This is a genomic window from Vibrio sp. SCSIO 43137 (genome assembly GCF_028201475.1).
Lineage (GTDB): Bacteria > Pseudomonadota > Gammaproteobacteria > Enterobacterales > Vibrionaceae > Vibrio.
Genome location: NZ_CP116384.1, coordinates 894549 through 907719, shown reverse-complemented (window position 1 = coordinate 907719; position 13171 = coordinate 894549). Strand labels below are relative to the sequence as shown.

General features: G+C 42.9%; 12 protein-coding genes. 6 read left to right on the top strand and 6 right to left on the bottom strand.

From position 1 onward, the window contains the following. Nucleotides 1–45: 45 nt before the first annotated feature. The gene (locus tag PK654_RS19995) at nt 46–522 is read left to right on the top strand and encodes a DUF3015 family protein (protein WP_271699106.1); all 477 of its coding nucleotides are present in this window, start codon (nt 46–48) and stop codon (nt 520–522) included. Next, entirely contained in the window at nt 522–2441 is a 1920-nt protein-coding gene (locus PK654_RS19990; RefSeq protein ID WP_271699105.1) for an Lnb N-terminal periplasmic domain-containing protein, read from the top strand. Before PK654_RS19995 ends, PK654_RS19990 begins: the two co-directional genes overlap by 1 nt. Nucleotides 2442–2491: 50 nt before the next feature. Here PK654_RS19990 and PK654_RS19985 read toward each other — a convergent pair whose 3' ends face one another. Beyond that, nucleotides 2492–3196, bottom strand: coding sequence for a hypothetical protein (locus PK654_RS19985; RefSeq protein WP_271699103.1), 705 nt, complete (start codon nt 3194–3196; stop codon nt 2492–2494). Between the two features lie 427 nt (nt 3197–3623). On the opposite strand from PK654_RS19985, the gene PK654_RS19980 reads away from it, so the two are divergent. Both PK654_RS19980 and PK654_RS19975 read left to right on the top strand, forming a co-directional pair. Further along, the gene (locus PK654_RS19980; RefSeq protein WP_271699101.1) at nt 3624–4304 is read left to right on the top strand and encodes a response regulator transcription factor; all 681 of its coding nucleotides are present in this window, start codon (nt 3624–3626) and stop codon (nt 4302–4304) included. A 124-nt stretch (nt 4305–4428) separates the two neighbouring features. Then, nucleotides 4429–5664, top strand: coding sequence for a sensor histidine kinase (locus PK654_RS19975; RefSeq protein ID WP_443088769.1), 1236 nt, complete (start codon nt 4429–4431; stop codon nt 5662–5664). 29 nt (nt 5665–5693) lie between these two features. On the opposite strand, the gene PK654_RS19970 is transcribed toward PK654_RS19975, so the two are convergent. Then, nucleotides 5694–6926 (bottom strand): serine/threonine protein kinase, encoded by a 1233-nt coding sequence (locus PK654_RS19970; RefSeq protein WP_271699098.1) that lies wholly within the window; start codon nt 6924–6926, stop codon nt 5694–5696. Between the two features lie 481 nt (nt 6927–7407). Between PK654_RS19970 and PK654_RS19965 the strand changes: the two genes are divergently transcribed. Both PK654_RS19965 and PK654_RS19960 read left to right on the top strand, forming a co-directional pair. Then, a complete protein-coding gene (locus PK654_RS19965; RefSeq protein WP_271699097.1) occupies nt 7408–8058 on the top strand; it encodes a hypothetical protein in 651 nt (216 codons plus the stop codon). Between the two features lies 1 nt (nt 8059). Next, nucleotides 8060–8269: a helix-turn-helix transcriptional regulator gene (locus PK654_RS19960; protein WP_271699096.1), complete on the top strand. Its 210-nt coding sequence runs from the start codon at nt 8060–8062 to the stop codon at nt 8267–8269. 135 nt (nt 8270–8404) lie between these two features. Here PK654_RS19960 and PK654_RS19955 read toward each other — a convergent pair whose 3' ends face one another. The 4 genes from PK654_RS19955 to PK654_RS19940 all read right to left on the bottom strand — a co-directional run bounded on the left by PK654_RS19955 (nt 8405) and on the right by PK654_RS19940 (nt 13159). Next, entirely contained in the window at nt 8405–9865 is a 1461-nt protein-coding gene (locus PK654_RS19955; protein WP_271699095.1) for a sodium:solute symporter family protein, read from the bottom strand. 20 nt (nt 9866–9885) lie between these two features. Further along, nucleotides 9886–10827 (bottom strand): DMT family transporter, encoded by a 942-nt coding sequence (locus tag PK654_RS19950; protein WP_271699094.1) that lies wholly within the window; start codon nt 10825–10827, stop codon nt 9886–9888. 3 nt (nt 10828–10830) lie between these two features. Then, nucleotides 10831–10977, bottom strand: a complete 147-nt coding sequence (locus PK654_RS19945; protein WP_271699092.1) for a hypothetical protein — start codon at nt 10975–10977, stop codon at nt 10831–10833. Between the two features lie 358 nt (nt 10978–11335). Continuing rightward, complete coding sequence (locus tag PK654_RS19940; RefSeq protein WP_271699090.1) at nt 11336–13159, bottom strand: DUF3413 domain-containing protein; 1824 nt, start codon at nt 13157–13159, stop codon at nt 11336–11338. Nucleotides 13160–13171 lie beyond the last annotated feature (12 nt).

Below are 13171 nucleotides of genomic sequence, written 5' to 3'. Positions count from 1 at the left end.
TTTGTATGTTTTAGCCGCATACGTTTTATTAATTAGAGGTTTATTATGAGAAAAGCAGTATTGTTATTTATATTTTTCCTTGCCCCGCAGCTAGCTCAGGCAAACTACTTGAAAGAGTGCGGTACGGGTCAGGTGCTGGCAGGCAAGGCGATGGATGGATATCTGGCGGTTACGCTAAATATCTCTTCCAGTACCAGTGATGCTTCAACATCTCGTCTTTCCAGCCCCGAGTTATGTGGAAAATCCTTATGGTCTGCAGCTCGCTTTATTAATACAAACTTGCCGATGATAGAGCAAGATACAGCTATGGGGAGTGGTGAGCACCTTACTGCCGTACTGGACATGCTAGAATGTACACCAGAAGCACGGCCTACAATCGTTAATAGTATCCGAAGCGATTATTCTGACTCTGTGACTAATAGCAACTACCTGAAAAGTAGCCATAATAAAAAAGTTGAGAGTTATTTTAATATTGTGCGGGAGAATGTTCAGTCGGTCCCGGGTCAATGTAAAGCCGTTTAATGTTTAACTCTGTATCTAATTTAAGTGGCTGGCGAATAACTTTGCTCGCCACTTTTTTGTTGCTTATTCTTAGTGCCTTTCAGCCGGCGATGGCCTCGGATACTGCTTTTTACGTCGGTTCGTCAGCCAAAAAAGCGGGTTTAATTGTAAACAAGCAAAAGCTAGGGCAGTGGCGTAAACTTCTGCACTTTGAACAGGGAAGCAGTTTGGTAACGTCTGATAGCTTCTTTATCCACCCTGACGGAAATATAAATGAGCATCTTGAGCTAGAGGCCACAATAGCGGCGTTTAAGCGTCCACAAAATGCATTTCCCGTAGATGAACATCCACAATGCCTTTTCCCCGGTCGGTTGCTATGGCTGAAACGAAATTTAAGAGGAGCGGTTGAATTTCCGCTGGTTGAATGTCCGCGTTTAGAAGAGTGGCGTACAAACAATCCGGTAGATTCGATTAGTTTGATCTTTGTTTCAGGCTATTTAAGCAATCCGGCTTCTTTTTTTGGACATGCTTTGCTGAAATTAAACAGACCGGTGACGTCTGAGCAAGCTGAAACGCCTTTGCTGGATATTAGCGTTAATTACGGTGCTTCGGTAGCAGATAACGATGGTCCGATTAAGTATGTTACCTACGGTATATTCGGAGGTTATAGCGCGGAATATACAATGGATGACTTCTTTGTCTATGATGCCGCCTATGCTGAACTCGAAAGCAGGGTCTTGTGGGAGTATAAACTCAACCTTAAAGGGTATGATGTTGAGTTAATTGAGCTTCACTTATGGGAACTGAGATCTCAGACTTTCCGTTATTACTTCTTAAACAGAAATTGCGCCACGCAACTCGCTAACCTGCTTGAGGTGGCAACTGACATATCCTTGGTTAATCCCTATCAGCCCTGGGATATGCCACTTGATATATTTAAAAACATCAGCGAGCTAACCTATCAGGGACTTCCTCTGGTTGAACAGGTGAAAAGAAGGGAGTCCAAGTTTTCGAGAATCTATAGCAAATATCTGGCAATGACTAAAGATGAGAGAAAGGTCGCTAAGCTGATCTCGCAATCTGTTTCTTATTTTAACTCTGATGAGTACTTGAGTCTGAGTGAGCATAGCCGTTCAAAAGTCATTAGCTTACTGTATGACTTTTACGAGATAAAAATTCTCGAGGAAGATGAAGGTGAAAAGAGTTATAAAGAGATAAAACGCCGGCTACTGATGGAAAACTTAACTTTGCCGCCGGCCGAGATTGACTGGCAATATATATCTTCTGATCCTCCACATCTGGCACAAAATCCAATGTTATTCAGAGTTGAAAGGGGGTACAACGCGAGTTCAGGTCACTTCAGTCAAATTGATTTCAGGCTGGGTTATTATGATTATCTTGCTCTGGAAGCGGCCAGATACCGGGATTCTAATGCCACTTTTCTTCATACGGAGCTTAGAGCTTATCAAGATAGCTTTCGCTTACACAGGATGGATTTTTTTGATATTTCAACTCTCAATATTCTTGACGTTGATTTGTTTGACAGCAGTAGATATGCCTGGAATATGAAATTGACTTTGGAGCCTGAAAGCCTGGAGTGTGAAAACTGTCTGCGGGGGCGATTTTATGGCGGGCTCGGTATAGCAGACAGAGCTTTTGACCAGGTTAGTTTATATATGATCCCGCAAGCCGTGATAGATTTTACGGCAATAAACCGATCGACAATGGCTGCCAGTCTTGGTGTTCTTTATACCAGTGATCAACGGTGGAAGACTCATTTACAAATAAGTCCGAGGTTGAAGCATGAACACTTTAATGGTGGTGGGATTGCGGCTGAATGGGAAGTGAGGCTTGGAGATAGTAGTGATTGGGATATACGGGGAACAGCGAAGTATGATGTTGAACCTGAGTTCTCTATAGCTTATTCAATGTACTTTTGACATTAAGAAGGTTCGGGTGAACTGCCCGAACCTTGCTAGATTTCTTGGTATTACTCTTCCGGGCGCCAACTTAAAGAGCTGGCAATAGTGCCGATCACCAGCACGTCTTTTTGCTCTTCACTCAATTCAGGCAACATTTGCAACGTAAGGTAGCCGTTAGTCTGAGCCGCTGCGACTTCTTGTGAGCCTTGCTTAAAGCTATAGCCCAAAGCCATTTCGGTAGCCATCATAAGATCTTTACTGGTGTGAATGGTTTCAACGTTGAAGTGAGTAGAACCTACGCGGATAAAACCTTTTTCTTTCTTCTCAATACCAATTTTAATCAGACCGCCGGTCGGCTCCATTTTGTACTCACCTACCACGGTTTCTCCTTGCATAACATCACACCTGTAAGGATCATTTCCGCCGAAGTCGACACCCATATAGTTTACCGACGCACCACCGCCGGTACAGACTAACTGCCAGCTAGTACCATTATCATTACGTACGATTTCAGCAGCCATACTGCCGTCTTTTACCGTAATTCTGCCAAAGAACCAGTTTGCATCCGACGCGCTGCGGTTATACTTCCCCTGATACAAGCCAGCCAGATCAAAAGTTCCTTCTTTACCAAACCCCCAGAAATCGCCATCCGTTTTAATTTGCAGTTCTGGTTGCGCAGAAACGTCGGCAGATTTTTCCATTACGGCCAGATTAGCGGTACCACAAGCGGTGAGCATAAGGGCACTAATGGTAAGTAGTGATTTTTTTTTCATGTTTTGACCTTATTAGTATAGGTTTGCGCTCTGTGTCGCTTACAAATTAAACGATAGAAGCATCAGCAAAAAAGTCACACTAGACATAAAGCGAGCGATATTCCAGTGACTATACTTACATTAGTCTTGTTCGATAAGAATTGTAACTATTTATATTAAATGATACTAACGATACGTGAAATAATATGCATTTTATGTTTGATATATTGATATATAAAACTGATTTTAAGGTGTTAGCATGGCTGTATTCAGAAGAAGATCTGGCTAAAGCCTTGTGGATGCCATATGTAAGGATATGTAAGAGTTTTGCCCGCTTGCATGTGTTTAGTCGTCATTGATAGGCAAAATACGTCAAAACACTAAATAGATACTGTGAATATATCATCAGAGTTCAATCTATGATGATAAGCTGAAAGGAAAATCATTAGTGGTTAAAGCTAAAATACTCATTATTGAAGACGATAGGGTGATAGCCCGCTTAATTAAGTTATACCTTGATGCAGAAGGTTATCAGGTAGAGATGATATTTACCGGGGAAAATGCAATCAGCGTTATCCGTGAGTTTAATCCCGACGTTGTGATCTTAGATTTAATGCTGCCAGGCAAAGATGGCGTTGATATCTGTCGGGAAGCGAGGGATTTTTTCAGGGGAATGATTCTGGTGTTAACGGCGTCCGTTGATGAAATGAGTGAAGTCAGCTTATTTAAATTTGGCGCTGATGATTATGTCACTAAACCTGTGAAAGGGAATATTTTGCTGGCAAGGGTGGAAGCCCTGCTGCGCAGAGCACCGGCAACCAGCACTGCAGAACTTTCATCAACGGGATTTTTAGTAGAAAAAGAGTCTCAGCGTGTTTTCTATCGTTCTGAGGAGATTAGGCTGACTCCCTCAGAATTTGATGTTTTCAATCTATTGTTCGAAAATTTTGCGAAAGTGGTTAGCAGGGAAGAGTTTTGTAAAGCAGTTAGAGGTTTTGAATATAACGCGTCAGACAGAACGGTTGATATGAGAGTATCCGGCTTGAGAAAAAAACTGGTAGAGAATAATGTTAACGAGGTACTAATAAAAACGTTGAGAAACAAAGGATATATGCTTGTTCATAAGTAAGCTCTATTCTTCCGTATTTGCCCGAATCTACACAGGATTGATACTCGGTATAGTCTTGATTATCTTTCTGTTCTACAACTTTGGTGGTCTCTATTTCAGGGAAACTGAAGCAGAAAGGTTTTTGATGGATGCAAAATACTTCGCTGAAAGGTACGTACTTAATCAGAAAACTAGCGAAGCAGACAATCATAGTGATCTCTATTCTGAACTGAAACAAAAAGGCAAAGCAACGTTTTACATCTTTGATTTTGAGCTTATTCCTGACTGGAAGGGAGGACCTCCGTGCAAAGGTTGCCAGTTGGTAAAAAGAATTGATGGGATACCGATCTTTCTAAAGGAAGACAGTCTCTATGTGGCCGTGTTTGTGCTCGAGGGTGGCAGTGAAGCATTCGTATTTAGTGAAAACCGTGACTTTTTTGACCCTGAAATTCAATGGTATGAAGATTCAGAACTGCTTTTTATCCTTGGCCTATTTCTCTCCATCTGTTCGTCTCTGGCATTGACTACCTATATTCCTGTCCGTCGTTTTCAGAAAAATTTGTCTCATCTCTTGTTGATAAAAAAAAGGTTTGCTAAGGGTGAACTGTCTGCCCGGGCTGATGAAAACGTACCCGAACCTATCTCGGTACTGGCATATAGCTTTAATAAACTGGCCGATGATATAGAGGATAAAATTAAGCAGAGTCAGATCTTCGCACATGCTATCTCACATGAAATAAGAACCCCTTTAAGTAGAATACAGTTAATTGGTGATTTAATTAGAAGTCGCAAGGAACAAGATAACTCTGACTTGTTTGATGAACTGGATATGTATATCAATGATATCAATGAATTGACAACGAACATTGTTATGGCGGCAAAGCTAAGCTCACTTGATGAAAGTCAGAGAGAGCTGGAGTACCACGTTGTTGATATAGAGGATTTTTGCCGCAGCCGGCTGGCATTTATTTCTCCGGCTAAGGGCAAATTTGATTCCAGACTCCCGTTAAGGACGCGATTGCTTGTCGAGCCTACTTTGGCTCGTTTGCTGCTGGATAACATAATTGCTAATGCTGACAAGTATACTAAGACAAAAGTATGGTTATCTCTCACCAGACAGTCAGAATTTGTTTGTGTAGAAGTTGAAGATGATGGTCCCGGAATACCAGAAGATAAGTTTCGGGAGATTTTTTTGGCTTTTTCCAGGCTGGATTCGAGCAGGAGTAATGATACTGGTGGTTTCGGTCTTGGGTTGGCTATTGCCTCTCGTTCCGCCAAAATTCTTGATTGGCAGATAAAGGTAAGTAACCGGATTTATGGCGGGGCGAGGTTCACCATATATATTCCAGTTGATGATACCATTTCAGAGCCGGACTCATAATAGAGCCCAGCTTAATTATTATGGGTAGTTTAATACTCCCAGTGCTCCACGCTATGTGCACCGGTGAACTGGTTTGCAAAGTAGTCTTCGCATTTACCTTCACGCCACACGTCTGCAGTAGCACAGTGCAGGCCGCCGCCAAATGCGTAAGCATCACGTAGATCCACAGGAACAACTTCAAAGCCAAGCTTGTCGAACTGTTCCATCTGACCTGTTTCTGTCGCTTCCACACACACTGTTTTATGGTCGAGAATCAAGGTGTTCATTGATAACCATGTACTTGAGTAACATAGTGGTGGTGGGTTATCCCATGCAGGGTTAACGGCTTCAACAATTTCCCAGCCATTCTTCTCAAAGATCTCACGCTGACCTTTGAACAGAGGACGGTGCGGGTTAAGTAACATCAGACCCGGACGTAACGGACAGAAAGTCGCGTCAATATGAATTGGGTGGTTATCTTCAAAGCTTAATGTATGAACACGGTAGCCTTGTGGCTCATACTTACGCTTAATCCAGCGGATACCGGCAAGGTTAGTGGTCAGGCCGTGCTGAACGAAGATATCTTTGCCCAGGCGCATTACGTCTGCGGCATCAAACAGAATATCTGTCTCTTTGGTGCTGTACTCTTTTCTCAGTGAGCGAGCCATAGTCTCTTCATCAGATAAGGTTTCGTACGCTGCAACATAGTCCATACGGAAACTCTCATCGCCAAGGCGAGGGCGCGGTGCCTGTTCGATCAGACACTCTGGATCAGATTCAAAGTATTCACGAAGCAAGTCAACGTAGGCCAGATACTCAAAATAGCGGCTACGGAAGCTCATTGGTGCCATCAGGATGCTTTTACCCATGGTCAACAAACAGTCACGCGGAGGCATTACACCGAAACCAGAGCTGATGGTGAAGTCAGGTGTTGTGATTCTGGAGTGCCAGTCAACGGCTCCCGGGCGGTCAACGATAATGCCGCGGTCCTCAAGTTGTTTAGCAAACCCGTTCAGGCACTCGTTAGCCTTATCGATACTTTCTTGAGTTCTTCGGCCCGCTTTGCTGCCTCGCATTGGGGAGTCAGCCGGGATTTTCTCATTACTGGCAGGACAAGCTTCCGGAATGTGTTGGTTATCAGCAATACCGACGATTACATGCTTCAGTGGATCGAAATCGTTGTAGGACTCTACATGAAGACCGGGGCGTACAATCGGAACACCTGAATCTTTACGTTCAAGAGGTAATGAAGCATTTGGATATAGATCATTTGAAATACTCATGACAAACTCCCTGAGAGTATATACGTTAGTGAAAAATAACCGAGAATATATTGGTAAATATTCTTTGGATTAGTTGATATTATTTTCTTATTTAAAAAGGCAGAAAGATTATCATTTTTATAATGATAGTGCTGACGCCTGTTAACGTTTATATTGCGCCTGTCAGAATTTTATAATAGTGAATTAATGCTTAGGAGTGGCTAATTTCTGCTTATCTCTAACAATATAAGATTTGCGTCAAAAAATAACAGCTGGCTATTTGTGTATGTGAAATGTTATGCAGTGTTTATGCGGCTTGTATAGAGATGAACGAAATAACAAAATAACAAAGTGGTTTTTTAAGTAATACGCAGCAGTTCAAATTAATAATCAAAGAGTGCTGACTATCGTCGCGTTTAATCACGTTTCAGCACGCAGTGCTTGTTGTCTTATCTATAAAGTCGGAAACTGTTTTTAGTATGTTGTACGGGAGAACAGCAGCGTGAACCAAAGAATCATAGCAAATACCCCGGAATTCCATATGTTTGACCTGCAGAAAGTAGAAGAGTCAAAACATATGATTTTCGGCGCTGATTACATTCTGATACAACCAAATACGGATGGTTGTACCTTACATCTGGCTAACAAAGAGTACCTGCTAAGAAAAGATCAGGCGGTACTTCTGGCTCCGTTTAACCCGTTTCGCTTATCAATTAATAACGAGTGTAAACAAAAGCTTAATAAGGTTAACAATGTGCTTCACTTCAGGCTCAATGCCTTGGGACAGACCTTTGTTGATAGTGTTCAGTTTCACCAGATCCGTGAGATGCTTGAACAGTCGAAAGCCGGCTTGTTGTTTGATGGAGTAGTCATTAGTCAGGTAAGAAGTTTGTTGGATGTAATGGAAAACACGTTCGAGTTCTCTCAGGTACTCCATTTACTCAGTTTATTGAATACTCTTGCAGAAAGTGCCCCAAAACAAACCTTGCTTGATGAGTGCGTAGAAATAAGCAGTACTAAGCGTGCAGAAGACCGTTTACATATTGCGCTGGATTTTATTGAAAAGAATTTATCGGAGCCTTTATCGGTATCAATGGTGTCCAGCCAGTTACATATGGCGGAAAAGTACTTTCTCAAGATTCTTTCACTCTAATATGGGAACAACCTTCCGCCAGTATTTAATTGAACAACGTGTAAGGCAAGCTGCACGGTATTTAGTAACGACAGACTGGAGTATTGCTCAAATAGGCGCAGAAGTCGGCTTTTCTTCTCTGTCTAATTTTAATTCAAAGTTTAAAGGGTTATTAAGGGTGACGCCCAGACAGTACCGAAGTGATCATGTTGATATGAAAAAACAATATTGATCACTCTCTTGTTGTCGAAGGTCAGGTTCAGAAACAATATATGGAAAAGTTCAACCGGGTTTGTTAGCCCTCTCTCCAACAAAAAGAAAAAATAAAGGGAGCAGCGCCTCTTTTCACTGCTCCCTTTTATCCAGATCAACGTGACCGGAGATAATGAGTCACTTGTTGTTTCCGGAATCCTTTGGCAACCAGATAATAACAGCCGCAAGATATCAGGGTTGCATAAATAGGGGCCTCTACCCAGCCTAAATCGAATTGTAAGAACAGTATTGCTCCGCTCAGGAAACCACTGATCATGGCACTCAGAGCGGCGTAAATATTTCCTTCAACGTAACGGTTAAGCAGAGTGGGGGCGACTAAAGTTGCCATTAATGTGCCCGAGCCCAGTATGGCTAACATAGACAACATAAACGGCGGGGCGTACAGCATCCCAATAAAGCCTGCTCCTCCCAGTCCCCAGACCGCACTTCGGTTCAGAAGCAGCAGTTTGTTATCAGAAAGGCGGCATCTTGGCCATAGTGCCTGCCTGAGATCATGAGATACTGATCCGGCAATGGAGTGTAGTACCGAGTTTGCGGTCGATTTCATGGCAAACAGAATAAACAGGGTGATAACTGCTGATACAGTAGGAGTCAGGAAAGTGGTCAGAAATACCGGCATGGCACTGTCAGCATGTTCTAAACCGGGAACCTTGACTCTCATATAGAGCCCGGCCAGAGGAACCAGACTAAGAAGACAAGCGATAGGCGTCATATACGCAGCCATATGGTGTAGTTTGGTTTTTTTATCCAGCGCCATAAACCTAACCGACATATAGGGCAGCGTTGTTGAATAAATAAAGGCGTAAGGCAGCACTAAGAACACATGCCAGTTAGTCGAGCCATAAGGGCCTGAATCACTTGGCGCCACCAATTCAGGGTCAATAGCGTGCAAGGCATCAAATAGATCTGTGGGTGAAATATCGGTAAAAATAGTAAATACAATAATAAATGCCGATACGCACATACCAATAACCATAAAGGTATCAGTAAAAGCGACCGCGGCTAGCCCGCCAATTGAGGTATAGACAATAATAATGCCGATCATAATCATTGAAGCAGTGGTGTTGTCTATGCCCAGCCATTGGCCGCCAAGTAATCCTAATGCTTTGATCTGACCAACCAAGAATACCAGCAGAAGAACCACGGTAATCAGGGCGGCAACAGCCTGCGTCAGTCGCTTAACTGCTTCAGGGCCTTCATGACTCTTGGCTATGTATTCAGGAATGGTCAGGCTGCCCATGCTTTGTGCCTTCTGATGCAGAAAACGGGCACAAAACAGCACAGCCAATACCATAGCAGGGGCGAAAAAGAAGTTACCAAGCAACTCTATTGCGCCGAAGCGATAGGCCACACCGGGTGAGCCCATAAACCCCCAGCCGGAAAAACCGGTGGCCACTATGGTGGCTGCCCCGGTAAACGGGCCGAGGCAGTTGGCCGCAAGGAGGAAACCACTCTCACTCTCGTCAGACTTCATTATCTTGTTGCTGTAGAGTGCCAGTCCAACCATGATAAGAACTGTTACAGCCAGCAATATCCAGTTCAGAGCCGTGTCCATAATCGCGTCCTTGAGTTTGATTAGTGGTTTAACTGTGCGTCAGTTTGAGCAACCTTATTCTTCCTTTTACTCATGGTAAAGACGATTTCTCCCATTCCGCCACCGATGACCAGAATTCCCCCGATAGTTTGCAATGCTGTGAGACTTTCACCAAACATCATAATACCAATTCCTGCACCGACAACCGTTTCCAGATAAGAGACACAAGCCAGCTCTGCTGCTTTCAGGTGCTTAGCTGCAATGGTCAGAAGAGAGAGTGCACCAAAGCCGATAAAGAATCCCATTGAAATCAGCCAGACCCATGAACTAGTGTCCATCTCAGCCAGTGAAGGCGGGTTCATCAGGAAGAACACCGCAATGGCTAAGGCTCCGAACAGGAAGTTGAAAAATGAGCGTGAATCGGAACCAACATCGGTACGGTAACGGCTGAAGAACAGATACAAGCCATAACCGAGACCAGAGGCCAGGCCTAGCATATCGCCAATAAAGTTCTCTTTAGAGAATGAGAGCGAAACGGTTAATCCGGTTTCAGGGCTGTAATTAATAATACCAATGATAAACAAACAGCCGATAAATACTGCTGTTAATAAACCCGCGGTCAGTTTAGCGATTTTCTCCTTGAGGAAAATAGCAGCAAGTATGGTTGAGAACACCGGCCCTGTATATATCAGAAATACCGCATTCGCCAGCGTGGTATATTTAGTAGATGAAACATAGGCCGCCAGACAAAGCCCCAGACAGGCACCACTGGCAATTACCGAAGGAGAAAGCTTGGTTTGTTTTATCAGTGCTCCTTTACCCTGATAGAGCATAATTGCCAGAATACACAGCGCGCCTACTGTCATTCTGGTAAAGGCGATTACATCACCACTGGTATTAATGTTGCGCGCAAATAAACCCACGCAACCCATTAAGGCGGCAGAGACAATCATTGTTGTATAGCCGAGAGTTTTGGTGTTCATCTTTTACTCCTTAGGTGTTTGATACTCAGGAGAATCTTCAAGCACTCCGCTGCCTTTACTCTGACAGAAAATAAAGACAACAATTACTAATAAACACAATAGGATATTAGCAATAACAAATGCATCGATTGACCAGTAACCTGTTAGCATCAGAAATCCTTTAGTGATTGATTTTTAGTCTGCTGATCTAAAGCAGTTCCGTTTTGTTGTTGTAAATATCATTGAGTATTGGCTAAAAGATAACTAGCAAAAATCTGCTATATAGTTGCTAATTGCTGCGTTAAATATATAAACAAGATATGGGTTATATTCTCAGGGAAATCACCCTGAAGTGACTTAGATCTATTTATTTAAAAGGGAATGAAAATAAGTACTGGTGCAATAATGAGAGTTATTAATGACGTGAGTTATGAGATAGAAGGCTCTGACTAATAGCAGGTAAAGGGGAAGTGAAAGGCCGGCCTCATTGTAATTAATAGCTAAAGAGACCGGTTTATCACTGAGCAGGTTATTTATAGAAGTGGTTAAGATCCGTTATGATTTGCTTAAGAGTGTTAACATTTAATTTAGCGTCTTTAACCGGGTTCATTGCTTTATCATAGTGAGAAATTCCGCCCGTTTCATTTACAACTCCAATTTCGTTGTCGGTGACAATGGCGTAATCGTTGTAACTACCGATAATTACCGGTTTGTTTTCTGCTGACTTATCCAGCATATCTTCGCCAAGGGAGTAATGTCTGGCTTGAGTAGAAACGCCCAGATAACGCTTCATTAGAGTAGGAGCAATATCCATATGGTTAGTTGGCTGTGTCGCTATGGTGGTTTCTAACCCCGGAGCTTTGATAATCATAGGCACATGAACCTGAACATCAGTATAGTTTCCACCATGTCCCCAATAGTTCTTTTTGTTGTCATTAAACTCTTCACCATGATCTGAGGTAATCACCACAACGGTGTTATCATCAAGCCCTTTCTGTTTTAACGCAGAGAGAACGCGGCCTATCTTTTTGTCAGTGTAATAAAGCGAATTCCGGTACAGATTATGAAAAGGTTCAGGGTCAATATCATTGCTCAGTTTAAGGTAGCGGGGAGTATCCCAGCTTGGCTGAAACACGAGTTCTTCTCCCTCTGGGATCTCGTTGGCATGCACCGAGTCGTAGAAAAGAAAACCAAAGAAAGGCTTATCTTTGTTTTGTTGATGGATAAACTGTTCCATATCGCGGGTGATGATTTCATCGCGCTCGGGAGACGTTTCGGCCGGCGTATAAACTCTCAGATTTTTAATACCGTTAAAAACCGTGCGATCAAATGGTGGACGGTTTAGCTGGGCAGAGGAGAGGATGTTAAAGTCATATCCCTGCTTTGCCGCTGTCTCAAGAAATGCCGGGCGAACGCCTGAGTCTCTAAAGCTTATCCAGTAAGGGCTGGGCAATCCGTAAAACAGACTGAAGATACCTGCCTGAGTAGAGTTTCCGCCGCTTTTGTGTTGTTTAAATTGTGTTGCTTGTTTGGCGTATTGCGCCATATTAGGTGTGTACTGGGCGTTAAAATCGTCGTAACGCCATGCATCAATAACAATAAACAGAAAGTTCACTTTTTTGCCAAGGGGAGCAAACTCAATGGCTTGCTTTGGATAATCAAGCTGGGTGCTGCTGGTGCTAACCACTTTAGCCTGTTGGCGAGCCATTTCCTGATTAACCAGATTATTATCATAAAAGAAGGACTTGGCGGTCAACGGCCGGTATAAGGGAAAAAAGCGTGACATATTGGTGATAGAGGTGTCATAACTGGCGTCTTTCCAGGCGTGTAATACCTGACTATACAGCAGACAGATAAACCAGATTACCAGTGCCAGATTATTAAACTTTTTCAGCCTTTTATTGTGTTTAATTGAGATATAGTGAAAAAGCACCTGTATTGCGAATAGAGCAAAGATAAACAGGGCAAACTTTAACCAGATCTGTGCTGAGAACTTAATCACACCATCAGCGAGAAACAGGTCGACAATAATGCCGTTGATGTGAAATTTATATTGGGCAAACACAAGTGTGTCAGTGACAAAATAGGCTGAGATAGCAGCAAAAACAGCGAGACTAACACCAATAGCAATGCGTCTTGATACTAGTCTGATCATCACTACCAACAGCGCGGCAATAATAGGGATCAAACCAAGCCAGCCAAGTTGAGTGGCAAGCAGATAGCTTTTTTCCAGCAATGGTTGATGGTTAAAACCGATCCATTGCCAGTAGCCGGTGCCAATAATAAAGGCAAAAATAATATTAAGAACAGTAACGCCCTTAAGCCAGTTGCGATATTTAATGTCAAGCTTCATTCGTTGTTTCTA